Raw genomic sequence first — 19,592 nt, forward strand, 5'->3', positions numbered from 1 at the left:
TCCTCTCTCACTTACCAGGCTAATAATAATATGACTGACCGTAGTGAAACGGATATTCCACCGGTAACCCGCAGCGCGGCCAAAGGCACTGCGTTCTCTATTCTCGGTGCTATCAGCGTTTCTCACCTGCTTAACGATATGATGCAATCGCTGATCGTGGCGATTTACCCGATTTTGCAAGCCGATTTTAGCCTCAGCTTTGTGCAGATCGGGATGATCACCCTGACCTATCAGCTCACCGCATCGCTGCTACAACCGCTGATTGGTTACTACACCGACAAACACCCGCAGCCTTATTCGCTGCCTATCGGCATGGGATTCACTCTGTCGGGCTTACTGCTGCTTTCGGTGGCCAATACCTTCCCTCTGGTGCTACTGGCGGCCGCTTTGGTGGGTACTGGTTCCTCTGTGTTCCATCCTGAGTCATCCCGCGTCGCGCGCATGGCATCCGGTGGGCGGCACGGTTTGGCCCAGTCGCTGTTCCAGGTGGGTGGCAACTTCGGCAGTTCCCTCGGCCCGCTATTGGCCGCGCTGATTATCGCCCCCTACGGCAAGGGCAATGTTGCCTGGTTCTCACTGGCTGCGCTGCTGGCTATAGTGGTCTTGTTACAGGTCAGTAAATGGTATCAGCAGCAACATCGGGCGGCTCAAGGCAAGCCAAAAGCCGCTTCCTTGGTCAAACCGCTGCCCAAACGTACCGTCGTGTTCTCCTTAAGCATCCTGCTGGTGCTGATATTCTCCAAATACTTCTACTTGGCGAGCATTAGCAGCTATTACACCTTTTATCTCATACATAAGTTCGGCGTTTCGGTCCAGAATGCCCAATTCCATCTGTTTGCCTTCCTGTTTGCCGTAGCGGCCGGAACCATCATTGGCGGGCCTCTGGGTGACAAGTTCGGGCGTAAATATGTAATTTGGGGCTCTATCTTGGGCGCGGCCCCATTTACCTTGGCTTTACCCCATGCTTCTCTCTACTGGACCGGGATTTTGACGGTAATCATCGGGGTTATTCTAGCCTCGGCTTTCTCGGCCATCCTGGTGTATGCGCAAGAGCTGATCCCCGGCAAAGTGGGGATGGTTTCTGGGCTTTTCTTCGGTTTTGCTTTCGGTATGGGCGGGTTAGGTGCGGCAGTACTTGGTTATGTCGCCGATCTGACCAGCATCGAACTGGTTTATCAAATCTGTGCATTCCTGCCGCTTATCGGCATAATCACCGCATTACTACCAAATATGGAGCATAACCAGCAGTAACCCTGACAGCACCCCGGTTTAGCGCAGAGGTTAAACCGGGTTATCCACTCTACAACCCCATTTAATCCGGCTAATTACGCCACAATTCACCTTCCTTCTGCCAAAATAGACGAATAGTCTGGTTTTTTACACAAAACCCTAAATTAGCTAAGCAATGAACGCACAAATGCAATAAACTAAATGTATCCTTTCGTAACATCCGTGAGCACAACCAGAGGAGTATGGATGCATAATTCAACACCCTTGATCACCACTATTGTTGGAGGGTTAGTACTCGCCTTCCTCTTCGGAATGCTGGCAAACCGCCTGCGCATCTCCCCGTTGGTAGGGTATCTGGCCGCAGGCGTCCTTGCCGGCCCGTTTACCCCCGGTTTCGTCGCTGATACCTCGTTAGCGCCGGAACTCGCGGAGATTGGGGTGATCCTGCTGATGTTCGGTGTTGGTCTCCATTTCTCGCTTAAAGATCTCCTCGCTGTAAAAAATATCGCTATCCCAGGGGCCATTGCCCAAATCGCCGTCGCGACGGTGTTGGGGATGGGGTTGTCCAAACTGATGGGCTGGGATTTGGTTTCCGGCCTGGTGTTCGGCCTGTGTCTGTCCACCGCCAGTACCGTGGTACTGCTGCGCGCCCTGGAAGAACGGCAACTGATCGACAGCCAACGCGGGCAGATCGCCATCGGTTGGCTGATTGTCGAAGATTTGGCCATGGTGCTGGCCCTGGTGCTGCTGCCGGCGTTTGCCAATATGCTCAACAGCGATACCGCCAGCACCACGCAACTGCTCACCGAGTTGGCCATCACCATTGGCAAGGTTATCGCCTTTATCGCGCTGATGATTATCGTCGGCCGCCGTGTGGTGCCGTGGATCCTGGCAAAAACCGCCAGCACCGGCTCACGCGAGCTGTTTACGCTAGCGGTGCTGGCACTGGCGCTGGGTATTGCCTACGGCGCTGTCGGCCTGTTTGACGTCTCATTCGCCCTGGGTGCCTTCTTTGCCGGTATGGTGTTGAACGAATCGGAACTGAGCCACCGCGCGGCGCACGATACGCTGCCGCTACGTGACGCCTTTGCGGTGCTGTTCTTTGTCTCGGTCGGTATGCTGTTCGACCCGATGATCCTGATCAACCAACCGTTGGCGGTGTTGGCAACGCTGGCGATTATTCTGTTTGGTAAATCGGTGGCGGCGTTCGCGCTGGTCAAAATGTTCGGCCACTCCAAGCGCACCGCGCTGACCATTTCCGCCAGCCTGGCGCAGATTGGTGAATTCGCCTTTATCCTGGCCGGATTGGGGGTCACGCTGGGCATGCTGGATCAGCATGGCCGTAATCTGGTGCTGGCCGGGGCGATCCTGTCAATCATGCTCAACCCACTGCTGTTTACCTTGCTGGAGCGCTATCTGGCCAAGACGGAAACCATCGAGGATCAGATCCTGGAAGAAGCGGTAGAGGAAGAGAAGCAGATCCCGGTCGATATCTGCAATCATGCCGTCGTCGTGGGTTATGGCCGGGTTGGCAGCCTGTTAGGGGCCAAGCTGACCGAAGAAGGCATCTCGATGGTGGTGATAGAAAACTCCCGCCCTCGGGTTGAAGCCCTGCGCGCTCAAGGGATCAAAGCGGTGTTAGGCAATGCGGCCAATCCTGAGATCATGGAACTGGCAAGGCTCGACTGCGCTCGCTGGTTGCTGCTGACCATTCCCAACGGTTATGAAGCCGGTGAGATCGTGGCCTCGGCCCGCACCAAGCGCCCTACTCTGGAGATAATCGCCCGCGCTCATTACGACGACGAGGTTTCGTATATTTCCGACCGGGGTGCCGATCAGGTGGTGATGGGTGAACGCGAGATCGCCAACAGCATGTTGAATATCCTCAAGCTGGATTCGCTGTCGGCAGAAGAGAAGCTGGCCGCCTGCCCAATCTGAAGCCATTAAGCCGGTAAGAGCGCTAAAACAGCGCTCTTACCGGTTGTTGGTTACCGTTCCCAGTAAGACTCTTCCAGACTGTCTTCCCGCTCCGGCAACCCACGGGTCAAACGTGGCGAGTGCTGGTTAAGCACCTGATAGCTAACACGGTTGGCATATTTGCATACCTGCGCCAATGAAGAATAGGTCAGGTAGCTACGCACATGCTTGCTGGAGTTTGGCACGTTGTTACGGTGATAGCCGTTAGCCGCGATATCATGCAGCAGCGCAGACAACGCACCGTCGCCCGCACCGTTGGTATTCATGATCTTTTCCGGGCCGCCCATATACGGGGCGATATGCGAATAGACCTTGAGCGCGTTTTCACAGCTTTCACGGCGCATCGCACGGCTGAATTCGAAGCGGTTAAACTCGGCAATATGGCCCGGTAACAGCGGATGCTGAGTCTCACGCTTGTTGGCCTCTTCGGTGTAACCCGCCATATACAGACCGTTTGGCCCAGCGGTACACAGCACCAAATCTACCCAGTCCAATGCCATCTCTGAAGCCATCAGTGGATCGCTCAGCCCGGTCAGTTCCATCGCCTCATCTTCGTTCATTGCCAGAATGGAGACATGTTCCCTGAGAAAATCACGCCACCACACCGGGTTATCCGCAATGACATACTTGGTGCCCAGCGTCAGTACCACCGGCACATCATACTGTTTGGCAAACGCGATCGCCTGCATGGTGGCTTCCGGCATCGGCTCACCGGGTTTGCAACGCACCAGATAGGAGGTCAATACCAACGCGGCAGCTCCTGCGATCACCTCTTCAGGAATGCTTTCCGGGCGTAGCTGGTTCATCTGGCCTGGGCTAATGGCAAAGGTGCGCTCGCCGCTCTCGTTAATCAGCGTAAAGCAGCGGCCAATGGCCCCATCCACCGCTTGCAGGTAGTTGAGATCGGTACGGCTGGAGGTGTTGCACAGATAGCGATAGGCATAGCTGCCAATTTTGACGTTGCTGCACATCACGCCAAGCAGCACGGAACGATCGTCCGCCAATACCGAGTAGTTGTGCAGGGTGTTACCGATGGTGCCACCGGCAAATTGATGGGTGATCAGGTTATTGTCACTCAATTCCTGATACAGCGCCTCGGCAACGTCGTCTTCAATGACCAGCGAATGGCCCAGGCTAAGGCCGTAGCGTTCGACAAACGCGTCATCCACTTTAGCTTCGATATCCACCAGCGTCTGATCGATACCGACGACATAAGAGGTACTGACTTCATTTTCTGGCTGTGTCTGCTGCAATAACGGATCGCGAGCGTTGACCGGAAAATAATGTTTGGATTTACGTTTACCAGGAAATTTCATGTGATTGGCGGTGAGTTGCGGTGAACAGGCAGGAATGTTAGCACATTCCTGCCTGATTGCTGCGCTTTCACGTGAGCATTTTGCCAGCCGAGCGGTGAAAAGCCGGCTTGATTACAGCCGTTGTCCTACCAGTTGTTGCATCATATCGATATGGGCGGCGTCATCATTGAGTGCCGGGATGTATTCAAACTTCTCGCCACCCGCCGCCAGGAAGATTTCGCGGTTCTGCTCTTTGATCTCCTCCAGCGTTTCCAGGCAATCTGCCGAAAAACCGGGGCAAATCAGCTGGATATGCTTCACGCCTTGCGCTGGCAGATTCTTCAGGGTTTCGTCAGTGTACGGCGTCAGCCAAGGCTCCCGGCCGAAGCGCGATTGATAGGTCATCATCACCCGATCTGGGGCCAGCGGTATGGCCGCCGCCAGCGCGCGGTAGGTATCTTCGCAACGTTGCGGGTAATCGTCGCCCAGGGTGGCGTAGCGTTTGGGAATACCGTGGAACGACATCACCAGACGATCGGGCTTACCGTGTTCGGAAAACGCCCGCTCAACGCTTTGCTGCAAGGCCAGGATATACGCTGGGTGCTCGGCATAGTCACGGATAAAGCCGATCGATGGCAGGCGGCGATAGCCTTTCAGCACCCGCGCAATACCATCCCAGACTGCAGCGCTGGTCGAGCACGAATATTGTGGATACAGTGGCAACACCACCAGATTGGTCACGCCCTGCGCCAATAAGCTGTCGATCGCCTGTGCCAGGCTGGGTGACCCGTAGCTCATGCCCAATTCAACCGGGGTATTGGGCATACGCGCCGCCAGCTCCCGCTGTTGGCGGCGGCTGTAGACCAGCAATGGTGAGCCTTCTTCCATCCAGACGGATTGATAAAGTTTTGCCACTCGCGGTGAACGGATCGGCAGAATGATGCCGTTGAGAATTGGCCACCAGATCAGCGGTGCAGTGTCCACCACCCGGCTGTCACTGAGAAATTCTTTCAGATAGCGTTTTACCGCCTGCGGGGTAGGTGCATCTGGCGTACCCAAATTCACCAGCAATACCCCGTGCTTCTCTTGTTTCATTCCGATCCCCTTGTCCTTCCCGGCAAATACCCTGTTATTTCTCAGCGTATTAACAGCCACTCATGCGGCCTATTGTAACGGAAAAGCGCCAGACCGGAACCTATATCAGTAACAGGTTGAACGGGGTTATTTTTGCGCCAACTGCCAGACGGCAGCCACGTTGCGCGCCGTGATTTCCAGGTTATGGGCCGCATCTGCCAGCGCCTCTGGCAGCGTCACGATGCGGTCGATAACAGAGAAAGCGGCGTCGATGCCGTGTTGATGCACCACCTGATAATCTTTTGACAGGCTACCGGCAATGGCAATCACCGGTAATTGGTAGCGTTTAGCTACCCGCGCAACGCCGATCGGGGTTTTGCCGTGGATCGACTGACTATCGAGCCGCCCTTCGCCAGTGATCACCAGATCGGCATCACGTACCGCGTCTTCCAGATGCAGCGTTTCGATCACGATTTCAATGCCTGGCCGCAGTTCTGCTGCCAGAAAACCGATTAATGCCGCCCCCATGCCCCCTGCCGCGCCCGAGCCAGGTACCTGTAATACCTCGCGCCCAGTAGTTTGCTCCAGCAGCGTGCCGTAATGATGCAGTGCCTTATCCAGTTGCTGCACCTTCTCCGGCGTGGCCCCTTTTTGTGGGCCGAAGATCGCTGAAGCCCCGTGATCGCCACACAGCGGATTATCCACGTCGCAGGCTACCGTGATCTTCACCTGCTGCAAGCGGGGATCCAACTGGCTGAGATCGATACGTGCCAGTTGCGCCAACGCAGCGCCACCGGGCCGTAATTCTTGATGATGATGGTCAAGCAGTTTAGCCCCCAGCGCCTGCATCATGCCTGCCCCACCATCGTTGGTTGCACTGCCGCCAATGCCCAGAATGATCGACTGCACACCGCGTTGCAGTGCTGCCAGGATCAGCTCACCGGTGCCAAAGCTGGTGGTCACTAACGGATCGCGTTCGTCACCCGCCACCAGATGCAGCCCTGACGCTGCCGCCATTTCGATAACGGCGGTTTTCCCTTCCCCCAGCAGGCCATAAAACGCTGCGGTGGGTTTGCCCTGCGGCCCGCTTACCTGCACATCGATGATTTCCCCACCGGTTGCGGCCACCATCGCATCAACGGTGCCCTCGCCTCCGTCTGCCATGGGCAGCAAGACGTAGTGTGCCTGCGGATAAATTTGCTGGAAACCACGTTCGATTGCTTCTGCGACACCCTGAGCACTCAGGCTCTCTTTAAAGGAGTCGGGGGCAATTACCACTTTCTTTAGGGTGTTCATCGACTGTGCCTTAATCTTCAGAGGATGCCACTGCATCGGTTAGTGAATACCATACCCTGCCGACAACGGAAATTCTTTAGCGATAGACACAAACAAAACGGTAAAAAATAAGGTTATTTTGTGCATTTACACAATTCAATCCTGCATCAACATGCCGATATACAGCTGCAAGACGTCCGCCAATTGATTGATCTTTAGGCCAGTATTTTTCTCAACGCGCTGTAGACGGTAACGCAGGGTGTTAACGTGAATATGCAGCTGCGCCGCAGTCTTGGTTTGGTCACAATTATGATTGAAGTAGTGGCGCAGCGTGTTTCTCAGCATCCCTTTCTCATCCAGGGCGCTCAATTGCTGCCAGGGCCGGGAAAGCTCCTGGGCTCGCCAATCCTCCCCCAAATCACACAGCAGCGAGGGCAGCGGGTAGTCATCATAAAACAGCGTATGCTGGGGCAACTTGAGGCGGTGCGCCATGGTTTGCACTGCCCGCGCGGTCTGGATGGAGCGGTAGACGCCCTCATCACCACTGTAAAAGCCCCCGACGATCAACCGCAGGCCAAAGCGTTGCTGGAGCTCATGTTGGAGCTGCTGAGCCAGCTTGCGCTCCTGCAGCACGTCCCACGCACCCTGTTTCATACAGGCCGGACGCAGGAGTACCAGTTCATTAAAGCTGGTCAGGGTAATAAGCGCCTCACGCTGGGTGATCTCCAGCTCTGCCAGCAAGCCTCTCAGCGCCTGCGGCTGCGGTTCATACAGCTCAAGCAACCAGACAATGCGTGGCTGTTGCAGATCCAACTCTAAATAGGCCGCCATCGCCTCGCGCGAACCGGGTTCACTGTGCCCTTGCAGCAGTTGGTTAGCCAATTCTTCCCGGTAACGCTTTTCCCACTGATGTTGATCGAGCATCGCGGCCTGTTCCACCATCAGCTCCGCCGCCATTTTTACCAGTTCGCCATAGGCTCGCACCTCAGCTGGATCGCCGGAAACCCCAATCGCACCGACCAGTTGATTGCGGAAACTGAATGGCAGATTGATGCCGGGCTGCACGCCTTTCAGATGTTGTGCCGTTGCCTCATCAATCTCCACTACCCGGTTTTCGGTCAGGGCCAGTACCGCCCCTTCGTGGCGCTGATACAGGCGCGAGGCGTTGCCTGAAGCAATAATGACGCCGTTGCTGTCCATCACGTTAACCGAATGGTGAATGATGCTCATCGCACGCTGTACGATCTGGCGCGCGGTCGCTTCTTGCAAAAAATTTGTCTGCCTGGGCATACGGCTCTTCCTGTCGAACGAAATGGTGGCCTGCGTAAGCTAGCATGAAGCGGCAAAAAAAAACGCCGGGCAGCAACAGCCAGCCCAGCGTTTTTTACAGCTGTAACACCGATTAACCCAGAATGGCCGCCAGCTCAGCGCTCACTTCTGCCACCTTACGGGTGCCATCGATCTTGTGGTAGGACGTATTGCCCGCCTCGGCTTCTTTATGATAGTAAGACACCAGCGGTGCGGTCATCTGATGGTACTCCACCAGGCGCTTACGCACGGTCTCTTCCTGATCGTCTTTACGGGTGGTCAGCTCTTCGCCGGTGGCGTCGTCTTTCCCTTCCACCTTCGGCGGATTGAATTTGATGTGGTACACGCGGCCAGATGGCGCATGCACGCGGCGACCAACGATACGATCGACGATCAGTTCGTCCGGCACGTCGAACTCCAGCACGTAATCCACTTTAATGCCGGCTTCTTTCATCGCATCGGCCTGTGGAATGGTGCGTGGGAAACCGTCCAGCAGGAAACCGTTACGGCAGTCTTCCTGGGTTATACGCTCTTTGACCAGCGCAATAACCAGCTCATCGGTCACCAGCTTGCCGGCGTCCATGATTTCTTTGGCCTTTTTGCCCAGTTCAGAACCGGCCTTCACGGCTGCGCGCAACATATCACCCGTGGAGATTTGCGGAATGCCGTACTTCTCCATGATGAATTGAGCCTGAGTGCCTTTACCTGCGCCTGGAGCGCCCAGCAGAATGATACGCATTGCGTAAATCCCCTTGCTATGTATTTCCCTTCATTCTTCGGGCCGCGGCCGGAAGTCTATCGGGTTTGAGTTTTTATTAAATTTCGAGAACACTCAACCTTACCATTTCTGAGGGGGGTGGCTCAAGGTAGCGAGAGGAAATCGGTTGCGGAAAGATCGGGCTGAAACGAGGCAAGCAGTAGAAAAATTTAACGGGAATAGAAGAGATTACGCCCCAAACCCTAGGGTCTGGGGCGTATTTTTCTGATTAAGCGGACAACAGCTTATTCATGCGGCGGATAAACTGGTTTGGATCTTCCAGCGTACCGCGTTCGGCCAGCAGGGCCTGATCCAACAGCAGATCGATCCATTCGGCAAATTGTTCGTTATCGCCCACATCGGATGCGCGTTTGACCAACGCATGTTCCGGGTTCAGCTCGAAGATATACTTCACTTCCGGCGCAGCTTGCCCCGCAGCGGCAAACAGTTTGGCCATCTGGGTGCTCATCTCGTCGGCATCGGTGGTAACGATGGCCGGGGTATCCGTCAGGCGATGCGTCAGGCGCACGTCCTTCACGCGCTCACCCAGCAGCGTCTTGACCCGCTCGATAAACGGCTCCAGCTGCTTTTCGGCTTCTTTCTGCTCTTCGGTTTCATCCGCCAGTTTATCCAGCGCTTCATCCGCTTTGCTGACCGACTGGAATACCTTGCCGTCAAACTCGGTCAGGTAGCTCATCATCCACTCGTCAATGCGATCAGACAGCAGCAGGACTTCGATACCTTTCTTGCGGAACAGCTCCAGGTGCGGGCTGCTCTTGGCGGCGGCATAACTGTCGGCGGTGATGTAGTAAATCTTGTCCTGGCCTTCGGCCATGCGGCCAACGTACTCTTCCAGCGAGACGGTTTGCGCCGAGCTGTCGTTGTGCGTAGAAGCAAAGCGCAACAGTTTAGCGATGGCCTCTTTGTTGCCGCCGTCTTCCGCTGGCCCTTCTTTCAGTACCATACCGAACTGCTGCCAGAACTTCTGGTAGGCTTCTGCATCGTCTTTGGCCAGCTTGTCCAGCATCTGCAATACGCGTTTGGTCAGCGCACCACGCAGGTTCTGGGTAACACGGCTGTCCTGCAGGATTTCACGCGATACGTTCAGCGGCAGATCGTTGGAATCGATCAGGCCACGCACAAAGCGCAGGTAGTTCGGCATGAACTGCTCAGCGTCATCCATGATGAACACACGCTGAACGTACAGCTTCAGGCCATGTTTGTGATCGCGATTCCACATATCCCACGGCGCCTGGGCTGGGATGTACAGCAGGCTGGTGTACTCCTGCTTACCTTCCACCCGGTTGTGGCTCCAGCTCAGTGGATCGGTAAAGTCATGGGCAATGTGCTTGTAGAACTCTTTGTACTCTTCTTCGGTCACGTCGGCTTTGCTGCGAGTCCACAACGCTTGCGCCTTGTTGATTTTCTCCCAGGTGACGGTGCCGTCTTCTTCATTCTTGGTTTCGATCTCTACCGGCAACGCAATGTGATCGGAATATTTGCCGATCACCGAGCGCAGACGCCAACCGTCGAGGTATTCGTCTTCGCCTTCACGCAGGTGCAGGGTAATTTCGCTGCCGCGATCGGCCTTGCTGATATCGGCGATGGTGTAATCACCTTCACCGGCAGACTCCCAGTACACCCCTTGATCTTCCGCAGCACCGGCTGCACGGGTACGTACGGTGACTTTGTCCGCCACGATGAATGCCGAGTAGAAGCCTACGCCGAACTGACCGATCAGTTGGCTGTCTTTCGCCTGGTCAGAACCGATAGACTCCAGGAAGGCCTTGGTACCCGATTTGGCAATCGTCCCCAGGTTTTCGATCACTTCTTCGCGGCTCATGCCGATGCCGTTATCGGCAATCGTCAGGGTACGCTTCTCTTTGTCAAACGACAGACGCACGCGCAGTTCGCCATCACCTTCATACAATTCTGGCTTGGAAAGCGCGCGAAAACGCAGCTTGTCCGCCGCATCGGAAGCGTTGGAGATCAGCTCACGCAGGAAGATTTCTTTATTGGAGTACAGCGAATGGATCATCAAATGAAGCAGTTGTTTGACTTCAGACTGGAACCCACGGGTTTCTTGACCTTTCATACTCATTGATTACCTCAAAGACAGTAACGACCAAATCGGACATGGGGATTAAATGGGGTTAACTGTGAGGTTTTTCAAGCGGCTGGTGGGGAATTTTTTGTCAACTGATTACGGGGCAGAGGGCTGCCCCGTAAAGAAACATCAGAATTTGATCGCGTGGCGTCCGGCCAGGGAGTGTGACAGCGTGGTGCCGTCCACCATTTCCAGTTCACCACCCACTGGAACTCCGTGGGCAATACGGCTGGCAAGTACGCCATATTGGCCACACATCTCGGCGATGTAGTTGGCCGTGGCGTCCCCTTCCACCGTCGGGTTGGTGGCCAGGATCACTTCGGTGATGGTTTCCTTCTCCAGCCGTTGCTCCAGCCGATCCAGGCCGATATCGCCAGGGCCAATGCCGTCTAACGGTGACAGATGGCCCATCAGCACAAAGTAGCGCCCGGCAAACTGGCCGGTCTGCTCGATGGCATGAATATCCGCCGGACTCTCCACTACGCAAATCTGGCCGTTTTGCTGGCGGCGCACATTATTGCAGATGGTGCAGGTATCCTGCTCGGTGAAGGTACGGCAATCGGCACAGTGGCCGATCTCCGACATGGCACGGGTCAGCGCCTGTGCCAGCCGCATCCCACCGCTGCGATCGCGCTGCAGCAGTTGGAACGCCATACGCTGCGCCGACTTCGGGCCAACGCCCGGCAGGCAGCGCAGTGCCTCCATCAATGATTCAAGGAGCGGGCTGGTTTGCATTAGAACGGCATCTTAAAGCCAGGTGGCAACTGCATCCCGCTGGAAACCGACGCCATCTTCTCTTTCTGGGTTTCGTCGATACGACGTGCCGCATCATTGAACGCCGCAGCGATCAGATCTTCCAGCATCTCTTTGTCATCTTCCATCAGGCTTGGGTCGATTTCCACCCGGCGGCAGTTGTGCGCCCCGTTGATGGTCACTTTCACCAGACCAGCGCCGGATTCGCCAGTCACTTCCAACTTGGCAATTTCTTCCTGCATCTGCTGCATTTTTTCCTGCATTTGCTGGGCTTGCTTCATCAGGTTACCCATACCGCCTTTACCAAACATAGTCGTCTCTCATAGCATTGGCTGCGCACTGTGCGCCGCGTTAAATAGGGCGAATACTCTCTTCATCCAGATCTGCATCGAAGAACCGACGCAGGGTCTGGATATTGGTATCCGCAACGATGGACTGGCGAGCCTGTGCCAGTTTTTCTTCATAAATGGCTTGCCGCCACTCCAGCGGAGTCCGCTCCGCCGGATTATCGTCTTCCACCACGCTGAGTTCAACCGTGCGGCCATGTAACTCACTGAGTGCCTGCGCAAGCGTCTTCTGCGCCGAAGGCGAATTCAGATGACGCTGCGAAGACCGCAGGTGGAGACAAATGCTGTCCGGTGCCAGTTGCTGCTTAAAGGCATTTAGCGCCAGTTGCTGCACCAGTTTCGGTATTTTTAGCTGGTCGATCTCTGCCGCCCAAGGATCGCGCTCGATGGACTCAACCACCAGTTTAGCCGACAACTCAGGCGTTTTTTCATGTTCGAGCGCCGTGCGCAACGCTTTTGGTGTAGCCCGCGGTTCTGGCGCTGCTTCAGGTTCGGTTAGCGCGCGCCAGCGATAGGCCTCCGGCTTGGCCGGTTTCTCCGTCACGATCTTTTCGGCCTGACGCTTCTGGCTGCGTTCGGTTACCGAGGCTAGACGCTCTAGTGCCGAGTTAGCCGGCCGCGCTATTCCTGGCGCCGCCGGCTCATTCTTTTTTGCTGTGGATGCCCCCTGTTGCCGCAGCAACTGGGTTCGCGCTTTAAGTAGCTGCGCGGTAGCATCCGGTAAATTCGTTGGTTGACTATTCTGCGACGGCGCGGCCTGCCCTAACGGAGGCGGCGTATCCGGATAGGAGGAAGACGGCGCAACGGCCATATTCCCCTGCGGCTGTGCGGGAGCGATCTGCACCATGGCCACTGGCTCTGGGATCACCGCTTTTGGATGAAACGCCAGCGCGCGCAGCAGAGTCATCTCGACGCCCATACGGCGATCAGGGGCATAGGCCAGCTCTTTGCGGCCAACCAGCAAGGTTTGATAATAAAGTTGCACGTCCGTGGGCGGCAAGGTGCGCGCCAGCTCACGCAACCGTTGCTCAATGGCGGCGTAGTGGTTATCCAGCACCGAGGGCAGCAGTTGTACCATCGCAATGCGGTGCAACAGCGCTAGCGTTTCCACCAGCAGGTTTTCCCAATCTACACCGCGTGACGCCGCCTGGGCGACCTGCGCCATCACTTTTTCGCCGTCGGCACTCACCAGGGCTTCCAGGATGGCCAGCGGCTGCTCATCATCCAACGTCCCCAGCATCTGGCTGACGGTGTCGGTCGTCACCTGCCCTTGCCCCATGGCAATCGCCTGATCGGTCAGGCTGAGGGCATCACGCATGCTGCCATCGGCGGCTCGCGCCAACAGTTGCAACGCGCGGGCATCGCTGGTGATGTGCTCTGCCAGCAACACGGTTTCCAACTGCATGCGGATCTGTTCCACGTCCATAGCTTTAAGATGGAATTGCAGGCAGCGGGAAAGAATAGTGACTGGCAGCTTCTGTGGATCGGTGGTCGCCAGCAGGAACTTGACGTGCGCGGGTGGCTCTTCCAGCGTTTTCAGCAACGCATTGAAACTGTGGCGCGAGAGCATGTGGACTTCATCGATCAGGTAAACCTTGAAACGGCCACGCGCCGGGGCGTATTGCACGTTATCGAGCAGATCGCGAGTATCTTCCACTTTGGTTCTGGAGGCAGCATCGATCTCGATCAGATCGACAAAGCGCCCCTGTTCAATCTCGCGGCAGTTATCACATTGGCCACAGGGCGTCGCGGTGATGCCCGTTTCGCAGTTCAAACCTTTGGCCAGCAGCCGCGCAATGGTGGTTTTACCCACGCCGCGCGTGCCGGAGAACAGATAGGCGTGATGGATCCGCCCCAGAGAGAGACCATTAGCCAGCGCCGTCAGGACATGCTCTTGTCCGACAACCTCTGCAAACGTTTGGGGGCGCCACTTACGGGCAAGAACCTGATAGCTCATTAAGACTTCATCACTGATTTATGGAGTAATTTCAACCCAAGTAGTACATCACAACGTCGAGGACATTGCCCTGTGTGCAGCCTGCTGGGTACCGAGGTTGAACCGATACCCTTTTATCGTCTGACAGCCACTCACACGTTAGTGTAACAGTACGCCCGCCGTCATTCCTATAACTTTGCATCATGCTTGCCAGACGCGAGCTTGGGGGCTAGTTAATAACAGGGAAACACCTTGGCAAAGGTGAAAGGAAAAGAATCTGCCTGACAGAATTTATGCGGTGTTTGACAGTAAAGAGCTATCGATGAGGTTTTGTCTGCCGCCTGAAACTGGGTCTTTGCATTTTTAGCTAACCATCAAGTGGCCAGTCGCTGCTGAAAATAGCGCCATATTGGAACGGCCAACGAACGCCAGCCGTTAAAGATTTAGTGGCGGATCTGGGCCAGTTCGTCTTCGGTCAATCCCGTTGCCTCAAGCACGGCTTCACGTGCCATGCCCATTTTTAGCAGGCTACGGGCTACGTCCAGCTTGCCTAGCAGAACGCCTTCTTCGCGGCCTTTCTCGACGCCAATCTGAACGCCTTTCTCTATGCCTTTCTCGATGCCTTTCTGCTCCAGCTGTTGTGCGATAGTCATTAGTTCGTCTCCGTGTTCGGGCACTCGTTGTGCCAGCTCGCGTACAAAGGCTTCAGCGTCGGCGGTTTCGCCAGCCTGTACTAAATAGTGTACCAACGATATCACCTGTTGCGAAGAAAGATATCCCGCCAGCAGGATAGTCGCCAACCGGCCAGTCAGTTCCGCGATATCGCGCTGATGGATATTTTTCTGCAACAGTGTGAGTGCAGCCATGCTGCGGTGATTCATGATTTCATCGTCGGGAATAACGGTGACATCCACCAGTGGAAAATCAGTACCATAGAGCTTTTTCGCCAGCTCAGGATCGTCAAACTTCTGCAGCCAGTTGGTTGAATACGGGTACGGGCTACGTTTACCGGTGTAGAACAATATCGGAACAACCAATGGTAGCTTTTTGTGTCCAGCCGCAAGATGACGCTGCATGGCGGCAATGGCGTAACGCAGCAGCCTGAAGGCCATATGTTGATCTGGTGTTGACTGATGTTCGATAAGCACATGAATGTACCCATCACCCGCCGTGGTTTTCAGGCTGTAGAGGACATCACTGAAATACTGGCGTAGATCGTCCTCAACAAAAGAACCGGATTCAAGCTTCAGAGTGCTGAGGTCGCAAATCTTGCGTAGCTCTGCTGGCAGATGGATTTCGAGGAAATCCTGTGCTGTCCCTGGGTGCATTAGAAACTGTTTGAATACCGCATCGTGTAAATTGAGTTTGCTGTTTTCTTTCATAATCGCTCACTTTCCAACCATTCCTGAATGAACTTTATCATATGAGGCCGTAGGTTAAAACGTTGCCGCGAGCCAGAGGATTGACGTTTTCAGCAATGAATTGATGAGAATAGAAGACAGTAGAGAATGCGGGGATGTAGCTGTTAAACGTCAACCCCGCAGCGAACCACGGGGTTGTCTATCGAAAGTATCAATGCCCGGCGAAGTCGAGCAGGCAGTAGCAATCAATACCCAGATTATTCAGGCGCGTTTCGCCCCCGAGATCCGGCAGGTTGATAATAAATGCCGCATCTGTCACTTCACCACCCAGGCGGCGGATCAGCGTGGCGGTGGCTTCGATCGTGCCGCCGGTGGCCAGCAGATCGTCAACGACCAGAACTTTGTCGCCAGCAACGATGGCGTCGGTGTGAATTTCCAACTTGTCGGTGCCGTATTCCAGCTCATAGCTTTCGCTCAGCGTCGCACGCGGCAATTTGCCCGGTTTGCGAACCGGCACAAAGCCAACGCCCAGCGCCAACGCCACCGGTGCGCCGAACAGGAAACCACGCGCTTCAGTACCCACCACCTTGGTGACGCCCGTATCGCGGTAACGTTCAACCAGCAGTTCAATGCTGGAAGCATACGCCAGCGGGTTTTCCAACAGGCTGGTCACGTCACGGAACAGAATGCCCGGCTTCGGATAGTCGGGGATGGTTTTGATACTGTCTCTAATATACTGAAGCTGTTGCGCAGTCGCGGTCATAGTTATTGCCTGATAAAACTTCCTGGTAACTTCCACACAGGCCATCAACTGCCACGCCTTGAACAAAAAAACGGCGGGAGGAAACCTGCGCACGAAAACGCCCAAATCTATGCAAAATGGCGGATAAATGCAACTGACGCCGCACGATCAGCGCTGTTTTTGTTGCGACAGGTCAATAACTGGCAGTCGGAGCATAAAGGTCAGTAAAATAACCAGGATCGCCAGCAGTACACCTCGTACCCACCACAGCTTCACCAGCCAGAGGGAAACGGCAAACGTCAGTATAATGAGCAGCACCGCTTTCCACTTGGCTCCGGGCGGTAACGCCTTATGCTGTTGCCAATGGCGCAAATAAGAACCAAACCACGAGCGATACAGCAACCAATAGTGAAAGCGCGGTGAAGAGCGTGCAAAGCACCAGGCGGCCAACAACAGAAATGGAGTCGTTGGCAGCAGCGGCAGCGCCACGCCCAACGTTGCCAGCACGACGGCCAACCACCCCAGTATAATCAACAACCAACGAGTCATGCTGTCTCTTCTTCACCGCTATTTGGTGGCACCCTAGCGCTTGGCGGCCCACTGCAAAAATCACCAATAGCGCATTACTGATAATGAATTTCACCGAAGTAGTCTGATAAGACACTATAGCGACAATATTCAAAAGGTTCATTCTCATCGCGGAGGAACGTCTGACGTGCGACCGATAACAGCGGCATATCAGCACTAATCTGCAAGCGTTCACATAATTCAGGCGAAGGCATAACAGCGTCAATCTTCTCCACCGCGGAACCGATGGTGATCTGATAGCGATTTTCCAGCAATTGATAGAGCGATTGTTGTGCCAAATCCTCTGGCACCAGTTGCAAACCGGGGAAGAACGACAGGTTAATGTAAATTTTTTCGTGGTTGAACGGCTTGCCTTTGGCATAACGCACGCGGGAGATAAACAGATACTTGTTCTTGGCTGGCAGATTCAGCCCATCAAGCAACGCCTCTTTGGCGCTACGTGGTGCCACCATCAGGATCTGATTTTCTATGCGTATCTGGGAAAAGCTCAGGTCGGAGGTAATACCGCGAAACGTGTGCCCATAGCTGACCCCTTCCGGCAGCGCATTCACCACCGAACCGGTGCCACGCTGCGAGACGATGATCCCGCTGTTCACCAAATCGTTCCAGGCCTGTTTGACGACAATAAGCGAAACATCAAATTGGCGCGCAATTTCCTTTTGCGTCGGTAAGCGATCGCCCAGGCTGTATGTGCCATCGAGGATCTGATGACAGATGATCGAATACAACTGCTTATACAGCGGCGTATAGCTCGCCTTGTCTACCACCACCGGATGACCTCATCTTGTTTACAGGGGAAAGAGCACGCCCCCTTCCCCCTATCTGGCACTTAGTGCGTGATTGAACCCGCCAACGCCTCCAAAGAGAAGTGGTTCATGCGATCCAATGTACTCAGGTAGTCTGCGGGCAATGCTGCTGCACCGTGGAATGCGCCGGAGATGGCACCTACCATGGTAGCAACCGTATCCGTATCATTGCCGATATTCACTGCGGAAACAATAGCATCAACCGGATTGGTGGCGCAGCAGGCGAATAGGCCAAATGCAGCCGGTACCGCTTCACTGACATGCAACCCGGTGCCGATGATATCGTTGAGCTCGACGATCGCCGTTTCCCAGTGCAGATGGCGTTTGCCAATGGTGACGGCCAACTCGATTCGCCGCCCCACGGATGGCCCTGCTATCGCTGCCGCGCCTTGTTCGGCAGCCAGAGCCAACCCCTTATCGGCGCCATAAATGCCGGCGACAATAATCGAGTCACGGCTGGCCGAGGTGGATAAGGCCTCGCTGATCGCCGCCGCCATGGCCGCAGCCCCCGACATCGCCAACACGTTGTTATGGGTAAAGCGGGCAATATCCAGAGCGCACTGGATCGCCCGATCAATCTCTGCCGGGTGCAACACCGCTGCTGGCCAGATTTTCATCGCCGAACCGTTAGTCGCAGCAGCATTGCCTCCGTTGATAATCTGCACCGACTGCTTCTCGCCTTCCAGCTCACCCTGTAAAGAAGCGCGATTATCGTTAAAAATCGCCTTCATCGCCGCGCGGGTCGTGGGGCCGGTAAAGTTGGCATAAAATGGATAATCCAGCCAACGTTGGAAAGCTTCCCGCATTGCCATATCAGAAACCTGACGCCCATGGGCCAGCAGAGCATCCATAATGTATTTCGCCTGGAGGAAGTCATCGGTGCACATCCCAGCCTCGTTACAACGGCCAAAGGTATCCGCCGGAGGCTTTAGAAAGGTCGTCACCCAGCCACCAAAAGTTTCCTTGATTTGTTGTTGAGTGCGTACTTCTGTCGCCGCTCCCATCGCATCGGCGGCAGCTGCGCCGATCAGGCAACCCAGTACTTTGTCATAATTTGCGTTCATTCAAGTCTCCTCGGTGTCATTTGCAACAGCAGCCTGGCAGGATGAGGCCGCATAAAAATCAGCCAGTTGCCCGGCAGTAGGTAAAGCGGTCATGGCACCTTTCTGCGTCACCGCCGCTGCGCCGCAATAATTGGCGGTCAACAGGGCATCGGCCAGTGACTCATGACGTCAATCTTCTTGTTGTGCCAGGCAGCTCAGCAAGCCGCCAACAAAGGCATCCCCAGCTCCCGTGGTATCGATAACCTCTACCGCAATAGCCGGAAAATACTGTTCTTGCCCCTGATGAATGACATAAGCCCCCTCGGCACCGAGCGAGATCACCGTCGTCATACACCCCAAATCACGGGCGTAGTAACGAGCACTGCGCCAGTCCGGTTGGGCCGACAGACGGCACAACTCATCGGCAGAAATCTTGCAGATATCGGCTTGCGCAATGGCGGCGGTCACCTGCGGCAGAATTTCCTCCGGCTGGTCCCACATTGCCTCCCGCAGATTGACGTCAAACAACACCGAGCCTCCTGCTCGTTGCATTTGGCGTACTCCTGCCAGACAGGCGTTACGCGAAGGCTCCCGGATTAACCCGATCGAATTGAAGTAGAACCACTCATTGGCAGCGAAAACCGGCAGGTCCTGTTCACAGACAAAGCTGTCGGCACTGGGGGTCACCAGATAACTGAAGGAGCGCTCACCGTCCTCTTCCAGCGAAACGATCAGCACGGCGGTTTTCAACGCAGGATCGAGCCGTAGACTGCTGATATCCACCCCTTCGCGCCGCAGGGTCTGTGCCAGAAAATGGCCGACTGGATCCAGCCCCAAGCGGCCAATGAACCCACACTGCCCTGCCAGTCTGGCCACACACACCGCCACGTTGGCAGACGCGCCGCCGGGGCATTTCAGATAACGCTGTTGATCGTCAGGCACCAGGTCAACCGAAGCGTCGCCAATCACCCATACCTTGTTGTTGCTGCTCAT

16 protein-coding genes, 1 pseudogene and 1 other annotated feature are annotated in these 19,592 nt (G+C 55.3%); of the genes and pseudogenes, 2 read left to right on the forward strand and 15 right to left on the reverse strand.

Annotation, left to right across the window (positions count from 1 at the left end; all coding sequences use genetic code 11):
- Window positions 1–30: 30 nt before the first annotated feature.
- Complete coding sequence (locus tag ACLQ7H_RS10415; RefSeq protein WP_411752613.1) at window positions 31–1,251, forward strand: MFS transporter; 1,221 nt, start codon at window positions 31–33, stop codon at window positions 1,249–1,251.
- A 225-nt stretch (window positions 1,252–1,476) separates the two neighbouring features.
- The gene (gene ybaL / locus ACLQ7H_RS10420) at window positions 1,477–3,168 is read left to right on the forward strand and encodes a YbaL family putative K(+) efflux transporter (RefSeq protein WP_411752594.1); all 1,692 of its coding nucleotides are present in this window, start codon (window positions 1,477–1,479) and stop codon (window positions 3,166–3,168) included.
- Between the two features lie 50 nt (window positions 3,169–3,218).
- On the opposite strand, the gene ACLQ7H_RS10425 is transcribed toward ybaL, so the two are convergent.
- From ACLQ7H_RS10425 to ACLQ7H_RS10495, 15 genes and pseudogenes are all read right to left on the reverse strand, one after another.
- Window positions 3,219–4,523, reverse strand: coding sequence for an inosine/guanosine kinase (locus tag ACLQ7H_RS10425; protein ID WP_411752595.1), 1,305 nt, complete (start codon window positions 4,521–4,523; stop codon window positions 3,219–3,221).
- A 111-nt stretch (window positions 4,524–4,634) separates the two neighbouring features.
- The gene (gene hemH / locus ACLQ7H_RS10430; RefSeq protein WP_411752596.1) at window positions 4,635–5,597 is read right to left on the reverse strand and encodes a ferrochelatase; all 963 of its coding nucleotides are present in this window, start codon (window positions 5,595–5,597) and stop codon (window positions 4,635–4,637) included.
- Between the two features lie 126 nt (window positions 5,598–5,723).
- Window positions 5,724–6,872 carry a glycerate kinase gene (locus ACLQ7H_RS10435; protein WP_411752597.1) on the reverse strand — a complete coding sequence of 383 codons (1,149 nt, stop codon included), beginning with the start codon at window positions 6,870–6,872 and terminating at the stop codon, window positions 5,724–5,726.
- 135 nt (window positions 6,873–7,007) lie between these two features.
- A complete protein-coding gene (locus ACLQ7H_RS10440; RefSeq protein WP_411752598.1) occupies window positions 7,008–8,141 on the reverse strand; it encodes a sugar diacid recognition domain-containing protein in 1,134 nt (377 codons plus the stop codon).
- Between the two features lie 112 nt (window positions 8,142–8,253).
- Window positions 8,254–8,898, reverse strand: a complete 645-nt coding sequence (adk, locus tag ACLQ7H_RS10445; RefSeq protein ID WP_411752599.1) for an adenylate kinase — start codon at window positions 8,896–8,898, stop codon at window positions 8,254–8,256.
- A gap of 247 nt (window positions 8,899–9,145) precedes the next feature.
- Window positions 9,146–11,011: a molecular chaperone HtpG gene (gene htpG, locus ACLQ7H_RS10450; RefSeq protein ID WP_411752600.1), complete on the reverse strand. Its 1,866-nt coding sequence runs from the start codon at window positions 11,009–11,011 to the stop codon at window positions 9,146–9,148.
- A gap of 141 nt (window positions 11,012–11,152) precedes the next feature.
- Window positions 11,153–11,758 (reverse strand): recombination mediator RecR, encoded by a 606-nt coding sequence (recR, locus tag ACLQ7H_RS10455; RefSeq protein ID WP_024484410.1) that lies wholly within the window; start codon window positions 11,756–11,758, stop codon window positions 11,153–11,155.
- Window positions 11,758–12,087: a YbaB/EbfC family nucleoid-associated protein gene (locus tag ACLQ7H_RS10460; protein WP_025122516.1), complete on the reverse strand. Its 330-nt coding sequence runs from the start codon at window positions 12,085–12,087 to the stop codon at window positions 11,758–11,760. The genes recR and ACLQ7H_RS10460 overlap by 1 nt, the downstream gene beginning before the upstream one ends.
- Before the next feature lie 40 nt (window positions 12,088–12,127).
- Window positions 12,128–14,080 carry a DNA polymerase III subunit gamma/tau gene (dnaX, locus tag ACLQ7H_RS10465; RefSeq protein WP_411752601.1) on the reverse strand — a complete coding sequence of 651 codons (1,953 nt, stop codon included), beginning with the start codon at window positions 14,078–14,080 and terminating at the stop codon, window positions 12,128–12,130.
- Window positions 12,731–12,795: a sequence feature (DnaX frameshifting element), on the reverse strand. Its footprint overlaps the gene before it by 65 nt.
- A gap of 422 nt (window positions 14,081–14,502) precedes the next feature.
- On the reverse strand, window positions 14,503–15,441 hold the full coding sequence (locus tag ACLQ7H_RS10470) for an Rpn family recombination-promoting nuclease/putative transposase (RefSeq protein WP_411752602.1): 939 nt from the start codon (window positions 15,439–15,441) through the stop codon (window positions 14,503–14,505).
- A 190-nt stretch (window positions 15,442–15,631) separates the two neighbouring features.
- Window positions 15,632–16,183, reverse strand: coding sequence for an adenine phosphoribosyltransferase (gene apt / locus ACLQ7H_RS10475; protein ID WP_248944716.1), 552 nt, complete (start codon window positions 16,181–16,183; stop codon window positions 15,632–15,634).
- A 147-nt stretch (window positions 16,184–16,330) separates the two neighbouring features.
- Window positions 16,331–16,711 (reverse strand): DUF454 family protein, encoded by a 381-nt coding sequence (locus ACLQ7H_RS10480; protein ID WP_411752603.1) that lies wholly within the window; start codon window positions 16,709–16,711, stop codon window positions 16,331–16,333.
- A gap of 74 nt (window positions 16,712–16,785) precedes the next feature.
- A complete protein-coding gene (locus tag ACLQ7H_RS10485) occupies window positions 16,786–17,520 on the reverse strand; it encodes a GntR family transcriptional regulator (RefSeq protein WP_411752604.1) in 735 nt (244 codons plus the stop codon).
- Between the two features lie 59 nt (window positions 17,521–17,579).
- Window positions 17,580–18,620, reverse strand: a complete 1,041-nt coding sequence (locus ACLQ7H_RS10490; protein ID WP_411752605.1) for an ADP-ribosylglycohydrolase family protein — start codon at window positions 18,618–18,620, stop codon at window positions 17,580–17,582.
- A pseudogene (locus ACLQ7H_RS10495) lies at window positions 18,621–19,592 on the reverse strand (aminoimidazole riboside kinase). It abuts the gene before it with no gap.

The sequence above is a fragment of the Serratia sp. (in: enterobacteria) genome, from assembly GCF_046715635.1.
In the GTDB taxonomy this organism is placed as follows: Bacteria; Pseudomonadota; Gammaproteobacteria; order Enterobacterales; family Enterobacteriaceae; genus Chania.